Raw genomic sequence first — 20889 nt, 5'->3', positions numbered from 1 at the left:
TTTTGCAAATCTTTGTGACGCATGTTTGCGGGCGCCTTGACCTGAGCCAAATAAAAGGATTTGCTGGAAAAATGCTAGACCTTGCGGCGGAATGCCGATTTTTCCTGCTGCCAGCCGCAAAGTTTCTTGCAAATTTTTGCAGGGCGTCCAGACTGCGCGCCGGCCCTTGAGCATCGCTTTACCGCCCACCAGAGGCGCAAGCATAGATGCAAGGGCGGGCCGCGTCACGCCTGAGGGCCGGTGCGCGGCGGGAGAGGGATGAGAGCGACCATGACGCAAGCCGGCCACAAGCCCGCGCTGAACGCTGCGCAGATCTGGAACGTGAGCTTCGGGTTCCTCGGAATCCAGATCGGCTTCGAACTCCAGAACGGCAATGTCAGCCGCATCTTCCAGACGCTGGGCGCCGATGTCGGCGAGCTGGCGATCCTGTGGATCGCAGCGCCGATGACGGGTCTCATCGTGCAGCCGATCATCGGCCACCTGTCCGACAAGACCTGGAGCGAGCGCTTCGGCCGCCGTCGCCCGTTCTTCCTGATCGGCGCGCTACTGGCGAGCCTTGCGCTGTTCGTCTTGCCCAATGCCTCAGCGCTGTGGATCGCGGCCGGGATGCTGTGGGTGATGGACGCCTCGCTCAACATCACGATGGAGCCGTTCCGCGCCTTCGTGGGCGACAATCTGCCCGATCGCCAGCGCACCATGGGCTATGCGATGCAGAGCTTCTTCATCGGTGCGGGCGCGGTGATCGCGGGCGCCTTGCCGTGGGTGATGACCAACTGGCTGGGTCTCGGCAATACAGCGCCCGAGGGCATGATCCCGCAGACCGTCCAGTGGTCCTTCTACCTCGGCGGCGCGGCGCTTTTGGCGGCGGTTGCCTGGACAGTGTTCACGACCAGGGAATATTCGCCGGCAGAGCTCGCGCGTTTCGAGGCCGCCCGCGCCGAGGCGCCGCGCAACACCGGGAGGGGCGCCCCGCGCAGCGCCGCACAGTTCACCCGCGGCGGGGTGCTGTGGGTGATCGCCGGCCTTGCCATCGCCGCCTTCGTCGCCTTCGCCCGCAGCGAGCCGCGCCCCGCCGTGCTCGGCACCGTCGAGATCGCCAAGGACATCTATGTGCTTGCCGCGCTGGTCGCGGGCTTCGGCGTGGTGCAACTCCTCGCCGGTTCGCTCCGCAAACAGGGCCGAGAGGAGAGCGGCTTCATGGAGGTCGTCACCGATCTCTTCGCCATGCCCAAGACCATGCGCCAGCTCGCCGTGGTGCAGTTCTTCAGCTGGTTCGGGATGTTCGGGCTGTGGATCTTCGGTACGCCGGGGGTGACCGAATACCACTTCGGGGTGACCGACACCGTCAGCGCCGCCTATCAGGACGGGGCCGACTGGTGGAGCCTGATGGGATCGGTGCGCAACGGCCTTGCCGCTGCCGCCGCATTGGGCTTCGTGCTGATCGCCGCGCGGATCGACCGCTGCCGCTTGCATGGGGTCAACCTGCTCATGGGGGCGGCGGGCTTTGCCGCGGTGCTGATGGTGCGCGATCCGGCGCTGCTGTGGATCCCGCAGATCGGCATCGGCATCGCCTGGGCCTCGATCGTCTCGATGCCCTATGCGATCCTTGCCGGCTGCGTGCCGCAGGAAAAGATGGGCATTTACATGGGGGTGTTCAACATCTTCATCGTCGTGCCGCAGCTGCTCGCCTCGACCCTGCTCGGCTTCCTCCTCACCAACCTGTTCGGCGGGCACCCGATCTGGGCGATGGCCATTTCGGCGACGAGCATGGTGCTGGCCGCGCTCGCGACCTTCTTCGTCACCGATGGCGAGGGCGCGCGGACGCCGCAATTGAAGGCCGAGCAAGCGTGATGCGGTTGACCATTGCACTCCTGGCGGGCGCGCTTGCCGCGTCCCCGGCACTGGCGGAGCCCGATTACGCGCCGCGCGATGTCGTCCGGATCGAGAACGCCGCGTGGACGGCCGATGCGGTGCTCTACCAGATGAACACCCGCCAGTTCACCCCCGAAGGCACCTTCGAGGCCGCACAGAAACAGCTCCCCCGCCTCGCGGCGATGGGCGTCGACATCATCTGGCTGATGCCGGTCCACCCCATCGGCGAGGCGAACCGCAAGGGCACGCTCGGCAGCCCCTATGCGGTGCGCGACTATCGCGCGGTCAATCCGGAACTGGGCACCGAGGCCGAATTCCGCGCCTTCGTGGATGAAGCGCACCGGCTCGGCCTCAAGGTGATCCTCGACTGGGTCGCCAACCATTCGGCCTATGACAATCCGCTCACGCAGAGCCATCCCGAATGGTACAGCCGCACCCCGGAAGGCGCGCTGATGAGCCCCGCCGGGACCGACTGGAGCGACGTCGCCGACTTCGACTACAGCCAGCCGGGCCTCAGGCAATACATGACCCAGAGCCTCGTCTTCTGGGTGCGCGAATATGGCGTGGACGGGTTCCGCTGCGATGTCGCGGGCTGGGTCCCCACCGACTTCTGGGAAACGGCACGGCGCGAGCTGGACTCGATAAAACCGGTCTTCATGCTCGCCGAATGGGAGCAGCGCGATCTCCACACCCGCGCCTTCGATGCGACCTATGCGTGGAAGTGGAAGGAGGCGCTGCAGAAGCTGGTCAGGAGCGGCGAGGGCGCCGGGCCGATCCGCGGCTATTACAACGAACAGCAGGAAACCTGGCCGCGCGCGGCGATGCGCATGGTCTATACCGAAAACCACGACCAGAATTCGTGGGACGCGGTGGCGAGCGACATCTACGGCCCGGCCTACGAGGCGGCGATCGCGCTCTCATTCGTGGGCACCGGCTTGCCCCTCGTCTACAATGGTCAGGAGGCGGACAATGACCGCCAGCTGAAGTTCTTCGAGCGCGATCCGATCGTCTGGAAGGAGGGCCGGCTCGCTCCGCTATTGGCCAAGCTGATCGCGCTCAAGACTGCGCAGCGAGCGCTCCACAACGGGCGCTTCGGGGCGGCGATGGCGGAAGTGCCCACCAGCCAGACCGCCGATGTCTATGCCTTCACGAGGGGTGAGAAGGGCACGCGGGTCTTCGCCGTCTTCAACCTCAGCCCCCGCCCGCACGCGGTGACCTTCGGGCACGCCCGCCACCACGGCAGCTACACCGACGCCCTGTCCGGTGCGCCAGCCCTGTTCGCCGGCGGCGAGACGGTCGATCTGCCCGCATGGGGCTACCGGATTTACACCGAGACCAAGTGAGGCGCTGCATGGGCGCGGGAGAGGATAGATGACCAAGCACTGGAAACCCCTTGTGGCGCTGGCCGCGATCATGTGGGCCGCCGCGCCCGCCGCCGCCGAAAGCCTCACCCTTGCCTCACCCGACGGGCGGATCACCGTCACCGTCAGCGATGATGGCGGCCGCGCGACCTATGCAATCGCCCATGACGGCGAGCAGGTGATCGCCCCCTCGCTGCTGGGCATGCTGTTTGCCGAACATCACGGCTTCGAGCGCGGCATGGTGATTGCCGGCTCGACCCGCACAAGCAAAGACTATAGCTGGGAGCAGCCCTGGGGCGAGCGCCGTCTGGTGCGCGACCAGCACAACGAGCTTGCCGTCACCTTCCGCACCGAAACGGACGGCCCGGCGCGCGACATCACCGTGCGCTTCCGCGCCTTTGATACCGGCGTCGGCTTCCGCTACGAGCTGAAGGCGCAGCCCGCGCTCGAGGGTGACCTCGCCATCGTCGAGGAGCTTACCCAGTTCGCCGTCGGGGAGAAGACCACCATGTGGTACACCCCGTCCGACGAATTCAACCGCAACGAATATATCTACCGCGTCGCGCCCGCCGGGCAGGTCGACGATGCGCACACGCCTTCGACCTTCCGCACCGTCACCGGCAAGTACATGGCGATCCACGAGGCGGCGTTGACCGACTATTCCTCGATGTCCTTGGACCAGCTGCGCCCCGGCAATTTCCAGGCGAATTTGCGCAACTGGGCGGGCGGGCCGAAGGTAAAAACCAAGGCGCCCTTCAACTCCCCCTGGCGCACCATCCAGATCGCCGACAAGGCGGTGGGCCTCATCAATTCCGACATCATCCTCAACCTGAACGAGCCCAATACACTCGGCGACGTGTCCTGGGCCAAGCCCGGCAAGTACATCGGCATCTGGTGGGCGATGCACATCAACGACCGCACTTGGGCGAGCAACAAGTTCCACGGCGCGACCACTGCCGAGACCCGGCGCTATATCGATTTCGCCGCCAAGCACGGCTTCTCCGGCGTCCTTGTCGAAGGCTGGAACAAGGGCTGGGACGGCGAGTGGTTCAACAATGGCGACGTGTTCAGCTTTACCGAGGCCTATCCCGATTACGACATCGAGGCCCTCAGCAAATATGCCGCCAGCAAGGGCGTGCAGCTGATTGTCCACCACGAGACTTCGGCCAACCTTACCAATTACGAAAAGCAGCTCGCCGCGGGCCTTGATCTGGTGCGGAAGATCGGCTCGCACTATGTGAAGTCGGGCTATGTCTCGGACGCGGGCGATGCGGTGTGGGTCGATGACAAGGGCATCCGCCACTACGAATATTACGACAGCCAGCGGATGATCGACCACCACATGACCGTGATCAAGGCCGCCGCCGAGCGCCAGATCGCCATGGACACCCACGAGCCGGTCAAGGACACGGGCCTCAGGCGCACCTACCCCAACTGGATGAGCCGCGAAGGCGCGCGGGGGATGGAGTTCAACGCCTGGGGCACGCCGCCCAATCCGCCTTCGCACGAGGCGATGCTGTCCTTCACCGCGCTGCTCGCCGGGCCCTTCGACTACACCCCCGGCATCTTCGACCTCAGGCCCAACGAGCGCGCACCCGTTCGCCCCGACATGCCGCGCGGCGATCCCAAGAACCGCCCGCAGACCACGCTGGCCAAGCAGCTTGCGACCTATGTGACGATCTACTCGCCCTTGCAGATGGCCGCCGATCTTCCTGAGAACTACGAGAAGCGCATGGACGCCTTCCAGTTCATCAAGGACGTCGAGGCCGATTGGGAGCAGTCGATCGCCTTGGACGGCGAGGTCGGCCAATGGATCGCGATGGCGCGGCAGGGCAGGAAGTCCAAGGAATGGTTCTTGGGCGCGCTGACCGACGAGAACCCGCGCGATGTGTCGCTGGCGCTCTCCTTTCTCGAACCGGGCAAGAAATACCGCGCCCAGATCTACCGCGACGGGCCCCACGCGCATTGGGACTACAACCCCTATGACATCGTGATCGAGGAAAAGGTGGTGACCGGCGGCGATACCTTTGCGGTGCACCTTGCGGCTTCGGGCGGGGTGGCTGTGCGGTTCATTCCGGTGAAGTGAGGCCGGGGGCGCGGCAAGTCAGTCGGCACGCGGCCCCCGCAAGCACGGCAGTCGCCCTGCCGGCGTAGCTTGCCTGTACGAAAGGTTCTCCCTAGGCCTCGGCCATGATGACAGCAGCGGAACGGATATCGATCATCGGGGAGCGCGCGGCGTTCTTCTGGGCGGGGTGCGCGGCGATCAGCGCGGGCGTGTTGCTGCATTTGCCGATGCTGGCGATGGCCCATTCCATGGGCAACCATCTCAACGGCATGCCGATGGATGGCGGCATGTGGCTGGGCATGGCGCTGATCGCGGCGGGCGTGCCGCTTGCCTGCTTCGGTGCGCTGCCCAAGGGGCGTGGCCAGCACGGCGACCCTGCGGAGACCGACTACGAGGCGCCCGACAGCACGCCGCTCGGCCGCTGGCACGCGGCAACCCTGCTGGTGCTGACGCTCGGCCTCGTGATCGACGTGATGAAGCCCGCGACGCTCGGCTTCGTATTGCCGGGGCTTTCCGCTGAATACGGGATCGCCAAGACCGAGGCCGCGCTGCTGCCGCTGGTCGCGCTGACCGGCACGACGGTCGGCTCGTTCCTGTGGGGCTGGCTTGCCGATGTCTATGGCCGGCGGGTCTCGATCCTGCTTTCGACCATCCTGTTCGTCTCGACCGCGATTTGCGGCGCGATGCCGGCCTTCGTGTGGAACCTTGTGATGTGCTTCCTGATGGGCGTGTCTGCCGGAGGAATGCTGCCGGTGATCTACACGCTGCTTGCCGAAGTCATGCCGCCGCGCCATCGCAGCTGGGTGCTGGTGCTGGTCGGCGGCACGGGTCTGGTGGGCGGCTACCTCGCAGCGAGCGGCGCGGCCTATGTGCTCGAACCGGTCTACGGCTGGCGTGCGCTGTGGCTCCAGGGCTTCCCAAGCGGGCTGCTGCTGCTCGCCTTGGCCCGCTTCATTCCCGAGACACCGCGCTTCCTCGCCGAACGCGGCCGCTTGGCGGAACTCGCGCGGATGCAGCAGCGCTTCGGCTTGGTGCCCAAGCCGCGGGCGCCATCCGCCCCCACCGACGCACCCGCCGCGGCCGATCACAGCCGCATCACCGCCGCGCTGGTGACGACCGCGCTGTGCTGGAGCTTCGTCAATTTCGGGCTGCTGCTGTGGCTGCCCTCCGATCTCCAGGCGCGCGGCTACAGCGCCGCGGTGGCGAGCGGGATCCTCGCCAAATCCTCGCTGCTGGCCCTGCCCACGATCCTGCTCGCCGCCTATTTCTACGCGCGGCGCAGCAGCAAGTGGACGCTGGTGGGCACCGTCGGCCTCACCGTCATCGGCCTCGTGGGTGCGCTTTTGCCGCCTGCGGTGCTGAGCTGGGAGCCGCTGCTGGTCGCGGTCATCGCGGTGCTGATTGTCGGCACCAACGGCACGATCGCGGTGCTGCTGCCCTATACGGCGGAGAATTATCCCCTCGGCACACGGGGGCGGGCAACCGGGCTTGTGGCCGGGAGCAGCAAGTTCGGCGGGGTCGCGGTGCAGGTCGCCGCGCTCGCGGGCTTTGCGCCGACGCTGGTGGGCGCGGCGGTCACGCTGCTGGTGCCGACGGTGGTCTCGGCCAGCCTGATCGCGTGGTTCGGCCGCGAAACGCAAGGCCGCAGTCTGCGCGAGCTGGAAGCGCGGTAGCGCCGCGTCGCCCAAGCAAAGAGGGCAGCCGCCTTCCCCCAAAGGCGGCCGCCCTCACTCCCGTCCAAGGGAGAGCCGGTAATCCTGGCAGTCGGGAAGGCTCAGGCGGCCTGTTCCATCCGCGCCAGTTCGCAATGCGACCAGATCTCGGACAGCGCCTTGATCAGCCGGTCGATGTCGCCATCCGAATGCACCGGCGAGGGCGTGACGCGCAGACGCTCGGTGCCGACAGGGACGGTCGGATAGTTGATCGGCTGCACATAGATGCCGTGGTTGTCCATCAGCCAGTCGCTGATCATCTTGCACTTCTTGGCGTCGCCGACCATCACCGGGATGATATGGCTCGGGTTGTCCAAGTGCGGGATGCCCATGATGTCGAGCGCGCGGCGGACTTGCGCCACGCGCTTCTGCTGAAGCTCGCGCTCGGCGCTTGAGGTTTTCAGGTGGCGGATGCTCGCCGCTGCGCCTGCCGCGATGGCGGGGGGCAGGGCGGTCGAGAAGATGAAGCCGCTGGCAAAGCTCCTCACGAAATCGACGAGGTTGGTCGAAGCCGCGATATAGCCGCCCATCACGCCGTAAGCCTTGCCGAGCGTGCCTTCGATCACGGTGATGCGGTCCATCAGGCCTTCGCGTTCGGCCACCCCGCCGCCGCGCGGGCCGTAGAGGCCGACGGCGTGGACTTCGTCGATATAGCTCATCGCGCCGTGCTTCTCGCACACGTCGAGGATGTCGGCGATGGGGGCGATGTCGCCGTCCATCGAATAGACGCTTTCGAAGGCGACCAGCTTGGGGACTTCGGGGCCATACATCGACAGCAGCTCGTCAAGGTGCGCCGCATCATTGTGGCGGAACACCTTGTAGGGCGCGCGGGAGTGGCGGATGCCTTCGATCATCGAGGCGTGGTTCAAGGCGTCCGAGAACACGACGCAGCCCGGGATCTTGCTTGCCAGCGTGCCGAGGCCCGCCCAGTTCGAGACGTAGCCGGAGGTGAACAGCAGCGCGGCTTCCTTGCCGTGGAGGTCGGCGAGTTCGGCTTCGAGTTCCACATGGTAGTGGTTGGTGCCCGAGATGTTGCGCGTGCCGCCCGCGCCCGCGCCGCATTCGTCGAGGCAGTGGTGCATCGCTTCGAGCACCGCGGGGTGCTGGCCCATGCCGAGATAATCGTTCGAGCACCACACGGTCACTGCCTGCGTCTCGTTCTCGACGAAGCGGGTGGCGTGGGGGAAGCGGCCGCGATGGCGCTTGATGTCGGTGAACACCCGGTAGCGGCCATCGGCGCGCACGGCGTCCAGCTCGCCTGCGAAAAAGGCTTCGAAATCCATGCGCATTCCCTCTGTCGTCGTCATTGTCGTCAATCTCGTTGTGTCGCAGCCGCGGCGCGGCGCTTGTTCGGCATGGCCCAGCCCCACAGCATCCCGTCACGGAATGGGAGGGCGAGAAACAGGTGTTCGAGCACGCCCAGCAGCGCGAGCGTGGTCAGCAGGCTCGCGCCCACCATCGCGGCGCTGCCCACGGGTGCGGCGAGCGCGACTTGCGCGAACCACGCCGTCACCGCCGCGATCCCCGCGAGCGAGGCGGCAAGCAGCAGTGTGGGCCGGTTGGGGCCGAAATAGGTCTTGAGGTAGGCAAGCTGGTCGGGGAGCATCTCGGAGGTCGAGTTGGGCACGCCGACGAAGAGGTTTATCTTCGAGATCAGCCGCATCCCGAACATCAGCACGAACACCGTCGCGCCGATCTGGTTGGGGACGTCCCACGAGAGCGAGATCAGCAGCAGCGCCGTCACCGCCAGCGCGACCTCGTGGTGCATCACGGTTGCGGCGGCCTGGCGGAAGCGGGCGAGGCCGGTGAGCGAGGGGTCGGCGGGGCCGCGGCGCGGGCCGGCGGAGGCTCCGGTCAGAAAGGAGAGTTCGTGCCACCCCCAAACCATCAGCGCGCCAATGAAGGACAGATACACCGCCCACACCTCGACCGAGAGCGAGGAGAGGAGGATCACCAGCAGCCCGGCAATCCCCGCCACGCTCCCCACCAGCAATGAGCGCAAGAAGGTGGCGCGTTCACGGTTGTCGGCCCAGGCAATCAGCCCGGTCGCGACAAACCAGATCGCCACCGTCACCATGAACGGCACAACATGGCCGCTCCAGCTCACCATGCCGGTTGCAGCCGGATCGAACGGGGGAGCGCGTTGGGCTTGGGCGACATCAGATACATGCGGGCAAAGGCGAGGCCCGCGCCCGCCATGCCCGAGGCGCGCGCCAGCATCCCGCCGATGCCGCCCTTCGCCTTGCCATCCTCGATGCGCTCGGCGGCAAGGCGCAGTTTCTCCATCTGGCGGCGGAAAGCGGGATGATCGATGTCGAGCTCGACCGGGAAGACCTGGCGGGCGATCTGGTTGGTGATCGCGAAGACCTTGTAGTCATACTCGGTCGGATCGACGCCCAATGCGGCGTGGAACACCGGGCGGTTGTGATCGCGCACATACATCGTCGCGTAGACCGACAGCAGGAAGAAGCGCACCCACAGCTTGTTGGCGCCTTCGAGCAGCTTGGGGTCCGCGCGCAGCAGCATGGCGAAGGCCTCGCCATGGCGGAACTCGTCGTTGCACCATTCCTCGAACCAGTCGAAGATCGGATGGAACCTGTATTGCGGGTTGCGCGCCAGGTGCCGGAAGATGGTGATGTAGCGCGCGTAGCCGATCTTCTCCGACAGATAGACCGCGTAGAAGATGAACTTGGGCTTGAAGTAGGTGTATTTCTTGGTCTTCGTCAGATAGCCCAGATCGACGCCGATGCCGGCATCCTTGAGGCTTTCGTTGATGAAACCGGCATGGCGGCTCTCGTCGCGGGCGAGCAGGCGGAACAGCTGCTTGACGTCGGGGTTCCTGGTGCGCCGGGCGATTTCGGCATAGAGTACGCAGCCCGAAAACTCGCTCGTCATCGAGCTGACGAGGAAATCGGTGAATTCCTGCCTGAGCGACGGCTCCAGCCCCTCGATCACGCCCTTGAAGGCGTCGGTGTGCTTGAAGTGGAGCTTGTTGGGATCGCCCACCATGTCGGCAATCAGCTGGTCCCATTCAGCCCGCACGGGCGAGACGTCGATCGCGTCGAGCGCCTCGAAATCGGTGGTGTAGAAGCGCGGGGTCAGCATCGTGTCCTGCGTCGCCAGCGCCATCGCCTCTTCGCTGGTCATCGGCTTGTAGGCGTTCATTTGATCCTCCCGGCGTTGAAGCTGACTTCGTAGAGTTCGGCGAGATCGAAATAGGCCGCCGCCCGTGTGAGGGCGCGCATCAGCGGGCTGGCGCGGGTCACCGTGGCGCGGCGTTCGAACACCTGCCGGGTGCCGAACGGGATCTGGATCGGTGCGCCGTGGACGCGGACCTTGTCGCCCGGCTCGATCGCGATGGTCTCGGCGAGTTCGACATGGGCGTGGAAGGCTTCCGAACTCTGCTCGACCGTGATCGTGCAGGGGGTCTCGAAGCTCTCCGAGGTGAGGAAGGCGAGCGCCATCAGCGGGCGCCCCCCTTGGCCGGCAGCAGGTTCTGGTAGACCGCGCGGTTGTCCGGCCCGAACGAGCTGACCTCGACGCTGCGGCCCGTCACCGGATCGGCGAGGGTGAGATTGCCGTTCTCCCATTCGGTGAGAGTGAAGGCGACCTCGGGGCCGATATTGCGGATGCGGCGCTGGTGGACGAGGCTGCGCACGGTGGCGCGGATGAAGCCGCCTTCGCCCTCGCCGAAGCGGGCGAGCACTTCGCGGCTGGCGCCGTCCTCGACACGCACGGTGCCGTCGGGCTCGTCGAAGAACTTGAGACTGCGCACCTGCGCCGCGCCGATCCCGGCGGCAGCGCGCGCTTCGGCGGGGACCGACTGCTTGGGCACGAAGCCCAGCGTCACGGATGCGGTCAGCACCAGCGAGATGGCGATGATCCCGCCCATCAGGATCAGCGGTGCGCGGTGGACGGTGATCTCGTCCTTCTCGTATTCGCGAACGATCATGCGGGGGCTCCTTCCAGACCCGGCTCGCCGCGGGCCATGACCGGGGCAAGGCGCGGGGGCACGGGCATGCCCGCGCCTGCGGTCTGCCCGCCGGCGGGAGCGGCTTCCTTGATCTCGCTCAAATTGCGTTCGATCGCGCCGAACCGTGCGCGGGCCTCGGCGATCATCTGCGCGAGCGCTGCGGCATCGGGCACCGAGCGCAGCATCGGCTGCGGCATGGCATAGTGCCAGGGGCGCACATGCGGCCACAGCAGCAGCGTGCCGAGCAGGCGTTCGCCGGCCAGTTCGAAGGCGATATCGCCGTGGCCGTCTTTGGTCAGCACCGCGAGATGCGCGGCGGTGATCTGCTTCAGCGGAATATTCACCCGCGTCTCGATCGCGATGCCGATGCGCATGATGAGGCGCTGGTCGGTGAGGATGTAGAGCGTCGAGCGCGCACTCGCCCAGGCGAGCAGGTGCAGGATCGCGGCGAGCGCCACCCCAAGCAGCGCCGCGACGATCGCGGCATCATTGCGGCCCAGCACCAGGGCGACCACCACCAGCGCTGCCATATAGGCGCCGGCGCTGCGGCCATGGAACGCGGTGCGCGCCAGCAGGCCGAGCTGCGGACGGCCCTTCCACAGCACCCGCTCGTCGCTCTGCGGGGTGCCCATGCGGTCACCGAAGGCCTTGGGGCCGTCATTTTCGAGCGCCGAGTGATCGAAGCCGCCGGCGGGCAGCGGCGTTTCCGCCGCTGCCCGCGCTGCTGCCGTCACCTTTGCCTCAGCTGTCAGATCCATGCTTCCGACCTTTCCGGCGTCGCATACATGTAGCCCCCGCCGAAATAGGCCTGGATGCGATCTTCCTCGTAGCGGGTGATCGTGCCGGCGGTCTCGAGCGCGGGAACGCCGTCGAACTGCGCGGCGGTGATCGCGTCGATCTCGACGAATTGCTTCTCGTCGCTGGTGGTCGGCAGGATCTTGGCAAGCAGGCTGTTGCCGTGGACCACCGCGACGTTCATCGGCGCGAGCACCTTCTTGCCGCCGGTCGTCTCGACTTCGAGATAGCGGACCATGTGCTCGGCCTGGTCGACCCAGATGTCGGTGACCGTGCCGACGGTGACGCCATCGGCTGCGACCACGGGGTAGCCGACGAGCTGCGGATCATTGGGGGCGATCGCCAGCTCGTGGCTCTGCGCGATCGGCACGATGCGCGGGCGGCCGTCGAAGGTGAGATCGGGATACTTCGCGCGGTTGGCGAAGGCAGCCGGGCCCATGCCGTCGGCCATGGCATCCCCGGTCGGGACCCAGGGCGCGCCGCCGGCGCGGAAGGCCTGGACCGCAGGCACGTTCACATCGTCGCGCGCGACGTCCTCGGGCACATAGGTGCCGCGGCCATGGGGGAGCGGGAAGCTCTTCTTGGCGCCATCGAACAGGCGGGTGTCGGGCTCGACCGTGCCGGTCACCTCGTCTTCGAGCGGGTAGCCCTCGCGGCGGCTTTCCTTGTTGAGATAGAAGACCAGCGCAACGAAGAAGCCGAAGAACAGCAGGAAGGCGAGTTCGGCAACATCGAAGGTGCCGACGATATAGGCAGCATTCATTTCATATTCCTCTCATGGAAGAGCCCGGCTGAGGCGAAGCCGGGGCAAAGGGACGGGATTGTCAGGCGGGCACGGGTATTCATGTCGGAAACTCCGCAAGTCCGAACGGCCGCGCGAGGGGATCCCCTTCCCCCGAGGCAGGTTGGCGCTGGTAGCCCACAAGGGGCCCGATGGCGGCAAGGCCGGCCAGGAGCAGCGCGATTTCGAGAATGTAGACAGTGCCATAGCCGGTGGCCCGCATCGCCATCGTGGCGGCGGCATCGTGGCTTTGCACAAGCGCGGCGACCGCGTCGCGCAGGAGCCCGCCGACCGCAATGCCGAGGCCTGCGCAGGTCGCCTGCACCGCGCCCCATGCGCCCAGCGCAAGGCCGGCGGTCTCGCCATCGGCGATGTTCATCGCCTCCATCAGCGTGCCGACCGAAAACAGCCCCAGCCCGACCCCGATCCCGAGCGCGCCGGCATAAAGCATCAGCGGCGCAGCGAAGGGCCCGGCGAAGAGCACGACGAGGAAGGCGTTGATCCCGACCACGAGGCCAGCGCCCGCCAGCCGCAGCGGGTCCCACCCGCGCGCCAGCGCCCGGCCCGACAGCATGAAGCCCAGCAGCGATCCCAGCGCCCATGCGCCGGTCAGCCCGGTGGTCGCCCCGACCGACAGGCCGAGAATCTCGCCGCCATAGGGTTCGAGCAGCGCGTCCTGCATCGCAAATCCCGCCGCGCCGATCCCGATCGCGGTCAGCAGGCGGGCATTGCGCCCGCTCTTCACGAAATCGTGCCACAGCTGCGAAAAGGTGGGTGCGCCGGGCTGGAGGCCCTTGGTCAAGCGCGGGTTGCGCGCTTCCTGTTTCCAGATCGCGACGGTGTTGAGGATGACCGTCAGCACGGCGCAGCCCTGGATCACCTGCACCAGCTTGGTGTTCGAGAAATCCGCCAGCACGCCGCCGATCACGAAGGCCGAGAACATCATGCCGACCAGCAGCATCACGTAATGCAGCGCCACCGCGCGCGGCCGCTTGTCTTCGGGCGCAAGGTCGGCGACCAGCGCGAGACCTGCGGTCTGGGTGGTGTGGAAGCCCACGCCGGTCAGCAGGAAGGCTGCCGCCGCCGCGACCATGCCGAGCGTGAAGTTCTCCTCGCCCTTCAGCAACAGCAGCGCGAAGGGCATGATCGCCAGGCCGCCGAACTGCATCAGCGAGCCGAACCAGATATAGGGTACCCGCCGCCAGCCGAGCACCGAGCGGTGGGTGTCGGACTTGTGGCCGATCAGCGCGCGGAACGGCGCTGCGAGCAGCGGCACCGCGATCAGCAGCGCGACCAGCCAGGTCGGCGTGCCGAGCTCGACCACCATCACGCGGTTCAATGTGCCGTTCAAAAGCACCGTCGCCATGCCGACGCTGAACTGGAACAGCGACAGGCGCAACAGGCGCGGCAGGGGCAGATCGACACTCGCCGCGTCCGCAAAGGGCAGCAGCCGGAACAGCAGTTCGGCAAAGCTCTGCGGAGCATCGGGGCGAGCGGGGCGGTTCATCCGTGCCGCACCAGTTCCAGCGCCTGCGAGGTATAGAATCCGGACGAGATGCGCTGGCTGCGGCCGATGCTCCAGCCATTGAGGCGCGCCAGCCGCTCGCGCAGCTCGCCTTCGGCCACCGGCACGATGGCGGGCGAACGGTCGGACTTGGGGAAGGCCTTGCCGACCGTGTGCATCGCGGCGAGCAGCGTGGTGCGCGGGGCGAAGGTGAAGAGGATCGAGCCGGTGGTGCGCTGCGCCAGCTTGGCGAGGGCGGCGACCAGATCCTCGGGCTCGTAATGGATCAGCGAATCCATCGCGACCACATGGGCAAAGGTGCCGAGCTCGGGATCGAGCATGTCGCCCGAACGCCAATGAATCCGTCCGTGGCCGATGAATGACGGCGTGCGCTGGCGGGCGACTTCGACGAGGCCGGCGGCGATATCGATGCCGGTCACTTCCGCGCCGCGGCAGGCCGCCGCGACCGCGAGCGAGCCCGTGCCGCAGCCCGCATCGAGGAGACGCGTGCGCCTCAGGTCGGTCGGCAGCCAGCCCATCAGGAGGCTGCGCATCGCATCGCGCCCCGCGCGCACCGTGGCGCGGATGCCCGAGACCTTGGTGTCCGAGGTGAGGTCGATCCACGCCTGACGCGCAGTGCTGTCGAAATAGGTCGCCAGCGCCTCGCGGCGGTCGTCATATTCGGAAGGGTTGCGGGTCGCCATCACTCGAACCCCAGGAAATCGAAGATGTCGCGGTCCTTCATCGGTTGGGCCGTGGAGGGATCGACGCCGGCCCACAGCATCGCGGCAAGGCGCAGATACTCGTCCTGCGCCGCGATCACCTCGGGATCATCGCCCATCTCGAACAAGGTGCATTTCTTGAGGCGCGAGCGGCGGATCGCATCGACATCCTTGAAGTGGGCGAGGCGCTGCATCCCGATCTTGTCGCAGAAGCGGTCGATCTCGTCGGTCTCGCGGCTGCGGTTGGCGACGACGCCTGCAAGGCGCACATCGTAGTTCTTGGACTTGGCGCCGATCGCCGCGACAATGCGGTTCATTGCGAAGATGCTGTCGAAATCATTGGCGGCCACCACCAGCGCGCGTTCGGCATGCTGCAAGGGTGCGGCAAACCCGCCGCACACCACATCGCCCAGCACGTCGAAGATCACCACATCGGTCTCTTCGAGAAGGTGGTGCTGTTTCAAGAGTTTGACCGTCTGGCCCACGACATAGCCGCCGCAGCCGGTGCCCGCCGGAGGCCCGCCGGCCTCGACGCACATCACGCCGTTATAGCCTTCGAACATGTAGTCCTCGGGCCGCAGTTCCTCGGCATGGAATTCGACCGTCTCGAGCACGTCGATCACCGTCGGCATCAGCTTCTTGGTGAGGGTGAAGGTCGAATCATGCTTGGGATCGCAGCCGATCTGGAGCACGCGGTGGCCGAGCTTCGAGAAGGCCGCCGACAGGTTCGACGAGGTGGTCGATTTGCCGATCCCGCCCTTGCCATAGACCGCAAAGACCTTGGCGCCCTTGATCTTGTCGGCCGGGTCGAGCGCGACCTGCACCGAGCCTTCGCCATCGGGCGGGGTGAAGGCAGAGCGGGGGTTGTGCAGGTTCATCTTGGTCTATCCCTTGGTCATTCAGCCGGGAACACGCCTTCGAGGCGGTCCTCCAGCTCGTCATTGGCTTCGCGCAAGGCGGCAAGCGTCGCTTCGTCAGGGGCCCACAGATTGCGGTCGCAGGCTTCGAGCAGTCGCCCAGCCACGCGCCCGGCACTCTTGGGATTGAGCTGCGACAACCGCCGGCGCATTTCGGCATCGAGCACGAAGGTCTCGGAAATTTTCTGGTAGACCCACGGCGCGACCTGGCCGGTGGTGGCCGACCAGCCCAGCGTGCTGGTCACGTGTCCTTCGATCTGGCGCACGCCTTCATAGCCGTGTTCGAGCAGGCCCTCGAACCACTTGGGATTGAGGGTGCGGGTGCGCGCCTCGAGGTCGATCTGTTCGGAAAGCGTGCGCACCTTGGTGCTGCCGCGGGTCGCATCGAGGATGTAGACCGGCGTTTCGGCGCCCTTGGCCCGCGCGACCGAACGGGTCACGCCGCCCAGGCCATCGACATACTGGTCGACATCGTTGATGCCGAGCTCGATGCTCTCGAGGTTCTGGTAGGTGAAATCGACCGTGCCCAGCGCGCTCTGGAGCAGTTCGCGCTGCTGCACCGGCTTGCCCGAGACACCATAGGCAAAGCCCTTGTTGCTCTCGAAGGCATTGGCCAGTTCGTCGGGATCGGCCCAGACACCGCCCTCGATCATCTGGTTGACGTTGGCGCCGTAGGCCCCTTCGGCATTGGAGAAGACCCGCAGCGCCGCCGTTTCGAGATCGCAGCCGTGCTTGTCCATCGCAATGAGGGTGTGCTTGCGGATGAAGTTCGCTTCCTCGGGCTCCAGCGCGCGGCTTGCCAGCAAGGCGGCTTCGGCGAGCATTTTGGTCTGCATCGGCAGCAGGTCGCGGAAGATGCCCGAAAGCGTCACCACCACATCGATCCGCGGGCGGCCGAGCTCTGCGAGCGGGATCAGCTCCGCGCCCGCGAGGCGACCATAGGTGTCGCGGCGCGGGCGCGCGCCCATCAGCGTCATCGCCTGCGCGATCTGGACGCCTTCGGACTTCATGTTGTCGGTGCCCCACAACACCATCGCGATGCTTTCGGGGAAGGGCTGGCCGCCGTTGACATGGCGCGCGATCAGCTCTTCGGCCTGCTCGCTGCCCATCCGGCAGGCGAAGGGCGAGGGGATGAGGAAGGGGTCGAAGCCGTGGATGTTGCGCCCGGTAGGCAGCACATCGGGGTTCACCACCACATCGCCGCCGGGGGCGGGCGCAACGTAGCCGCCATCCAATGCGTGGATCAGCGCGGCCATCTCGTCCGAGGAATCAAGCCTTGCAGCAAGGCGTGCGCGGTCAGGCGTCGGGCCATCGTGGCTGCCCGCTTCCATCATCGCGTCGAGCACGTCCTCGCGCTCCGCGCCCGAAGGGTTGCGGCCGAAGACATGAAGGCCGTGCGGGATCAGCGCCTGCTCCATCTCGTAGAGCCGCGCGGGAAGCTCGCCGATCTCGGCATAGGTGATGTCGAGCCCAGCGCACTGGTCGGCGATCAATGCGGCCAGATCAGCGCGCTCGCCGGCATGGTCGGCATCGTCAATCGTGGCCCGCCAGCGCTCGACACTCGCCTTCAGCTCGCCGAGGCCCTTGTAGAGCCCGGCCTGCGCCAGCGGCGGGGTGAGGTAGCTGATGAGCGTCGCGCCCGAGCGGCGCTTGGCCAGCATCCCTTCGGACGGGTTGTTGGCGGCGTAGAGGTAGAAATTGGGCGTGTCGCCGATCAGGCGGTCGGGCCAGCACTTGCCGCTCATCCCCGCCTGCTTGCCGGGCATGAATTCGAGCGCGCCGTGGGTGCCGAAATGCAGCACGGCATGGGCGCCGAAATCCTCTCGGATGAAGCGGTAGAAGGCACTGAAGGCGTGGGTCGGCGCGAAAGTGCCCTCGAACAGCAGCCGCATCGGATCGCCCTCGTAGCCGAAGCCCGGCTGGACGCCGACGAAAACGTTCCCGAAGTGCGCGCCCTGAACGAGGATATGCCCGCCGTCCGCAAGCTGCTTGCCGGGCGCCGGGCCCCAGGCAGCCTCGATCTCGGCAAGGTGCGGCTCGCGCCGGACGTGTTCGTCGGCAGGGATGCGGTGGGCGACATTGGCGTCGCTGCCGAACCGCTCGCGGTTGCCTTCGAGCAGGCTCACGCGCATCGCATCGAGGCTTTCGGGGACTTCGACCTGGTAGCCCTCGGCCGCGAGGCGCCCGAGGGTGGCGTAGAGGCTTTCGTGCACCGCCATGAAGGCCGCCGTGCCGGTCGCGCCGGCATTGGGCGGGAAGTTGAAGACGACGATGGCGAGCTTGCGGCTCGCACGCTCGGCGCGGCGCAGGCGGATCAGCTTCAGCGTCTTGGCGGCGAGCGCCTCGGCACGTTCGGGGCAGGCCTGCATCGGCCGCGCCTCGTGCGATTGCGGGCGCGGACAGCGCCGCTCGCAGCCAGAACAGCCTGTCCCCGACTGTCCCGCGCGTCCGCCAAACACGTGCGGGACAGTCGAGCCGTCAAGCTCGGGAAGGGCGACCATCATGGTGGATTCGAGCGGCAGCAGCCCCTGCGGACGGTGCGCCCAGTCCTCGATGGTCTGGAACTCGATCGCGTGGGCGGCAAGATAGGGCAGGTCGAGCCCGCCCAGCATTGCGCGCGCCGCCTGTGCGTCGGAATAGGCGGGGCCGCCGACCAGGCTGAAGCCGGTGAGGTTGACGATCGCATCGACCGTCGGGCGGCCATCGGGGCCGAGGAAGAATTTCTCGATCGCCGGGCGCGCGTCGAGGCCTGCGGCGAAGACCGGAACGACCTTGAGGCCCGCTGCCTCGAAAGCGGCAATCGCGCCGTCATAATGCGCGCAGTCGCGGCCAAGGAGGTAGGAGCGCAGCAGGATCAGGCCCACGGTGCCCTCGCGGCCCTTGCTTGCAGGCAGCAGGCGCAGGCTTTCCGAGATGCGTTGCTGCGTCGCCGGATGATACACCCCGGTCTCGGGATATTCGAGCGGGGCGTCGGCCTTGGTGATGCCGCGGCGATACATCCGCGCGCCGGCCGCATAACGGTCGATCAGCGCGCGCACCATCGCCACCACGTTCTCGTCCGAGCCCGCGAGCCAGTATTGCAGGGTGAGGAAATAGGCGCGCACGTCCTGCGCGGTGCCGGGAATGAAGCGCAGGATCTTGGGCAGGCGGCGCAGCATCTTCATCTGCCCTGCGCCCGAATTGGGCTTGCCGTCCTTGCCCGAGGAACCACGCAGCCGCTTGAGCAGGGCGAGCGGCCCCTTGGCCGGCGCGTCCATCCGGTAGCCGCCCATCTTGGTGAGGCGCACCACCTCGCCCGCGCTCATCAGGCAGACCATCGCGTCGCAATCCTCGCGCCGCGCTTCGAGATCGGGGAGGACCATGCGGATGTGATCGTCGAGGAACAGCATCGTGGCGATGACGATGTCGGCGCTGGCGATGGCGGATCTGACCGCTGCGAGGTCGCCGGCATTGCTGCCCCACTCGCTCGCGGCGTGCAGGCTGAGGTCGATACCTTCCCTGGCCAGCGCCGCCTCGGCCCGGTCGACCGCGCCTTTGAGGTGATTGTCGAGCGTGACGATCACCACCCTGACGGGGGCCTGCGGGTTCACCGAGGAAGCGGAGGGCACACTACCGTGCATAATGCGCCTTGGCATCGTAGAGCGTTTCGAGATCGATCTGGCGGCGCCCTTCGGCAGCGGCGAAATTCTCGGTGTTGCGGCGCGCCTTGCCGCGCACGAAGAAGGGGATTTTTTTCAGCTCGCGCTCGGCCTCGGCGGTCCACAGAGAGCCGGGTTCGTCCGCCATGGCGGGCGCGGGGATATCCGCGACCGGGGCCTCGGAAACTGCATCGGCCACCGGCGCCTTGCGCGGGCTATGCGCAGCGTGGTGCGATGCGCCTGCCTCGTCGGAGAACTCGAAATCCTCGCGGAACATGGTGAGGAGGTGTTCCTCCAGCCCCATCACCAGCGGGTGGACCCAGGTGTCGAAGATCACGTTCGCGCCCTCGAAGCCCATCTGGGGCGAGTGGCGCGCGGGGAAATCCTGCACGTGGACCGGCGCGGAGATGACCGCGCAGGGCAGGCCGAAGCGCTTGGCGATGTGCCGTTCCATCTGCGTGCCGAGCACCAGTTCCGGGCAGGCAGCGGCAATCGCGTCCTCGACCGCGAGGTGATCGTCGGTGATCAGCGGCTCGACCCCGCAAGCCGCGGCCTCGGCCCTGATCTCGCGGGCGAATTCGCGGTTGTAGCAGCCGAGGCCACACACCTCGAAGCCCAGCTCCTCGCGCGCGATCCGGGCGGCGGCGACCGCGTGGGTCGCATCGCCGAAGATGAAGACGCGCTTGCCCGTGAGGTAGGTCGAATCGACGGATCGGCTCCACCACGGGAGCCGGGAAGAGGTGTCGCCGAGGGCAGGCGTGGGATCTGCACCTGCCAGCTCGGCGACGTCGGCAATGAAAGAGCGAGTTGCTCCCACGCCGATAGGGATGGTCCGCACACAGGGTTGAGCGAAAGTGCGCTCAAGCCAGCGGGCGGCCTCATCTGCGATTTCAGGGTAGAGGACGATGTTGAAGTCGGCATGGCCGATCCTCGCGATGTCCTGCGGGGTGGCGCCCAGCGGGGCGACGAGGTTGATCTCGACATCCAGCAGGCAGAGAATCTTCCTGATCTCGACCAGATCGTCGCGGTGGCGGAAGCCAAGCGCGCAGGGGCCGAGGATATTGGCGCGGGCCTTGCGGCCTTCACGCGGGGCACGCGTCACCGTGGTGTCGGCAAGGTGCCGCACGATCTGGTAGAAGGTCTCGGCCGCGCCCCAGTTTTCCTTGCGCTGGTAGCTCGGCAGTTCGAGCGGGATCGCCGGGATCGGCAGGCCCATCGCTTCGGCAAGGCCCGCCGGATCGTCCTGGATCAGCTCGGCGGTGCAGGACGCGCCGACGATGATCGCCTGGGGGTTGAAGCGGGTGACGGCTTCCCTCGCGGCGTCCTGGAAAATCTGCGCGGTGTCCTTGCCGAGGTCGCGCGCCTCGAAGGTGGTATAGGTGACCGGCGGGCGCTTGCCGCGCCGTTCGATCATCGTAAACAGGAGGTCCGCATAGGTATCGCCCTGCGGCGCGTGAAGCACGTAGTGGAGTTGCTCCATCGCGGTTGCCACGCGCATCGCGCCGACATGCGGGGGGCCTTCATAGGTCCAGACGGCGAGCTGCATGGG

Annotated in this window: 16 protein-coding genes; 4 read left to right on the top strand and 12 right to left on the bottom strand. The window is 66.8% G+C overall.

The window, feature by feature from the left end:
- Positions 1–270 precede the first annotated feature (270 nt).
- From D620_RS0105245 to D620_RS0105230, 4 genes are all read left to right on the top strand, one after another.
- Positions 271–1851 (top strand): MFS transporter, encoded by a 1581-nt coding sequence (locus D620_RS0105245; protein WP_017664743.1) that lies wholly within the window; start codon positions 271–273, stop codon positions 1849–1851.
- Entirely contained in the window at positions 1851–3215 is a 1365-nt protein-coding gene (locus D620_RS0105240; protein ID WP_017664742.1) for an alpha-amylase family glycosyl hydrolase, read from the top strand. Before D620_RS0105245 ends, D620_RS0105240 begins: the two co-directional genes overlap by 1 nt.
- A gap of 28 nt (positions 3216–3243) precedes the next feature.
- Positions 3244–5319, top strand: a complete 2076-nt coding sequence (locus tag D620_RS0105235) for a glycoside hydrolase family 97 protein (protein ID WP_017664741.1) — start codon at positions 3244–3246, stop codon at positions 5317–5319.
- Positions 5320–5423: 104 nt separating this feature from the next.
- Positions 5424–6971 (top strand): MFS transporter, encoded by a 1548-nt coding sequence (locus D620_RS0105230; protein WP_233991984.1) that lies wholly within the window; start codon positions 5424–5426, stop codon positions 6969–6971.
- A 101-nt stretch (positions 6972–7072) separates the two neighbouring features.
- Here the strand turns inward: D620_RS0105230 and hemA are convergent, their stop codons facing one another.
- From hemA to bchB, 12 genes are all read right to left on the bottom strand, one after another.
- Positions 7073–8293 carry a 5-aminolevulinate synthase gene (hemA, locus tag D620_RS0105225; RefSeq protein ID WP_017664738.1) on the bottom strand — a complete coding sequence of 407 codons (1221 nt, stop codon included), beginning with the start codon at positions 8291–8293 and terminating at the stop codon, positions 7073–7075.
- Between the two features lie 29 nt (positions 8294–8322).
- Positions 8323–9120 (bottom strand): putative photosynthetic complex assembly protein PuhE, encoded by a 798-nt coding sequence (gene puhE, locus D620_RS0105220; RefSeq protein ID WP_017664737.1) that lies wholly within the window; start codon positions 9118–9120, stop codon positions 8323–8325.
- On the bottom strand, positions 9114–10175 hold the full coding sequence (gene acsF, locus D620_RS0105215; protein ID WP_017664736.1) for a magnesium-protoporphyrin IX monomethyl ester (oxidative) cyclase: 1062 nt from the start codon (positions 10173–10175) through the stop codon (positions 9114–9116). The genes puhE and acsF overlap by 7 nt, the downstream gene beginning before the upstream one ends.
- Positions 10172–10474 carry a hypothetical protein gene (locus tag D620_RS0105210; RefSeq protein ID WP_017664735.1) on the bottom strand — a complete coding sequence of 101 codons (303 nt, stop codon included), beginning with the start codon at positions 10472–10474 and terminating at the stop codon, positions 10172–10174. The genes acsF and D620_RS0105210 overlap by 4 nt, the downstream gene beginning before the upstream one ends.
- On the bottom strand, positions 10474–10962 hold the full coding sequence (puhC, locus tag D620_RS0105205) for a photosynthetic complex assembly protein PuhC (protein ID WP_017664734.1): 489 nt from the start codon (positions 10960–10962) through the stop codon (positions 10474–10476). The genes D620_RS0105210 and puhC overlap by 1 nt, the downstream gene beginning before the upstream one ends.
- Positions 10959–11741, bottom strand: a complete 783-nt coding sequence (puhB, locus tag D620_RS15720) for a photosynthetic complex putative assembly protein PuhB (protein ID WP_017664733.1) — start codon at positions 11739–11741, stop codon at positions 10959–10961. The genes puhC and puhB overlap by 4 nt, the downstream gene beginning before the upstream one ends.
- Positions 11732–12541 (bottom strand): photosynthetic reaction center subunit H, encoded by an 810-nt coding sequence (gene puhA, locus D620_RS0105195; RefSeq protein WP_017664732.1) that lies wholly within the window; start codon positions 12539–12541, stop codon positions 11732–11734. Before puhA ends, puhB begins: the two co-directional genes overlap by 10 nt.
- Before the next feature lie 79 nt (positions 12542–12620).
- Positions 12621–14066, bottom strand: coding sequence for a BCD family MFS transporter (locus tag D620_RS0105190; protein ID WP_017664731.1), 1446 nt, complete (start codon positions 14064–14066; stop codon positions 12621–12623).
- Positions 14063–14767: a magnesium protoporphyrin IX methyltransferase gene (gene bchM, locus D620_RS0105185; RefSeq protein ID WP_017664730.1), complete on the bottom strand. Its 705-nt coding sequence runs from the start codon at positions 14765–14767 to the stop codon at positions 14063–14065. The genes D620_RS0105190 and bchM overlap by 4 nt, the downstream gene beginning before the upstream one ends.
- Entirely contained in the window at positions 14767–15663 is an 897-nt protein-coding gene (gene bchL / locus D620_RS0105180; protein WP_017664729.1) for a ferredoxin:protochlorophyllide reductase (ATP-dependent) iron-sulfur ATP-binding protein, read from the bottom strand. Before bchL ends, bchM begins: the two co-directional genes overlap by 1 nt.
- Positions 15664–15680: 17 nt before the next feature.
- Positions 15681–19322: a magnesium chelatase subunit H gene (locus D620_RS0105175; protein WP_081596531.1), complete on the bottom strand. Its 3642-nt coding sequence runs from the start codon at positions 19320–19322 to the stop codon at positions 15681–15683.
- Positions 19312–20886, bottom strand: a complete 1575-nt coding sequence (gene bchB, locus D620_RS0105170; protein ID WP_017664727.1) for a ferredoxin:protochlorophyllide reductase (ATP-dependent) subunit B — start codon at positions 20884–20886, stop codon at positions 19312–19314. The genes D620_RS0105175 and bchB overlap by 11 nt, the downstream gene beginning before the upstream one ends.
- Between the last annotated feature and the right edge of the window lie 3 nt (positions 20887–20889).

The sequence above is a fragment of the Porphyrobacter sp. AAP82 genome (assembly GCF_000331285.1).
Taxonomy (GTDB): domain Bacteria; phylum Pseudomonadota; class Alphaproteobacteria; order Sphingomonadales; family Sphingomonadaceae; genus Erythrobacter.
The sequence above is the reverse complement of the archived record's forward strand: the minus strand, read 5'-3'. Positions and strand labels throughout refer to the sequence as shown.

What these genes read in the sequence shown, in the direction of transcription:
- D620_RS0105245 (WP_017664743.1), top strand. Translation starts at nt 271, where the DNA reads ATGACGCAAGCCGGCCACAAGCCCGCGCTGAACGCTGCGCAGATCTGG.
- D620_RS0105240 (WP_017664742.1), top strand. Translation starts at nt 1,851, where the DNA reads ATGCGGTTGACCATTGCACTCCTGGCGGGCGCGCTTGCCGCGTCCCCG.
- D620_RS0105235 (WP_017664741.1), top strand. Translation starts at nt 3,244, where the DNA reads ATGACCAAGCACTGGAAACCCCTTGTGGCGCTGGCCGCGATCATGTGG.
- D620_RS0105230 (WP_233991984.1), top strand. Translation starts at nt 5,424, where the DNA reads ATGATGACAGCAGCGGAACGGATATCGATCATCGGGGAGCGCGCGGCG.
- hemA (WP_017664738.1), bottom strand. Translation starts at nt 8,293, where the DNA reads ATGGATTTCGAAGCCTTTTTCGCAGGCGAGCTGGACGCCGTGCGCGCC.
- puhE (WP_017664737.1), bottom strand. Translation starts at nt 9,120, where the DNA reads ATGGTGAGCTGGAGCGGCCATGTTGTGCCGTTCATGGTGACGGTGGCG.
- acsF (WP_017664736.1), bottom strand. Translation starts at nt 10,175, where the DNA reads ATGAACGCCTACAAGCCGATGACCAGCGAAGAGGCGATGGCGCTGGCG.
- D620_RS0105210 (WP_017664735.1), bottom strand. Translation starts at nt 10,474, where the DNA reads ATGGCGCTCGCCTTCCTCACCTCGGAGAGCTTCGAGACCCCCTGCACG.
- puhC (WP_017664734.1), bottom strand. Translation starts at nt 10,962, where the DNA reads ATGATCGTTCGCGAATACGAGAAGGACGAGATCACCGTCCACCGCGCA.
- puhB (WP_017664733.1), bottom strand. Translation starts at nt 11,741, where the DNA reads ATGGATCTGACAGCTGAGGCAAAGGTGACGGCAGCAGCGCGGGCAGCG.
- puhA (WP_017664732.1), bottom strand. Translation starts at nt 12,541, where the DNA reads ATGAATGCTGCCTATATCGTCGGCACCTTCGATGTTGCCGAACTCGCC.
- D620_RS0105190 (WP_017664731.1), bottom strand. Translation starts at nt 14,066, where the DNA reads ATGAACCGCCCCGCTCGCCCCGATGCTCCGCAGAGCTTTGCCGAACTG.
- bchM (WP_017664730.1), bottom strand. Translation starts at nt 14,767, where the DNA reads ATGGCGACCCGCAACCCTTCCGAATATGACGACCGCCGCGAGGCGCTG.
- bchL (WP_017664729.1), bottom strand. Translation starts at nt 15,663, where the DNA reads ATGAACCTGCACAACCCCCGCTCTGCCTTCACCCCGCCCGATGGCGAA.
- D620_RS0105175 (WP_081596531.1), bottom strand. Translation starts at nt 19,322, where the DNA reads ATGCACGGTAGTGTGCCCTCCGCTTCCTCGGTGAACCCGCAGGCCCCC.
- bchB (WP_017664727.1), bottom strand. Translation starts at nt 20,886, where the DNA reads ATGCAGCTCGCCGTCTGGACCTATGAAGGCCCCCCGCATGTCGGCGCG.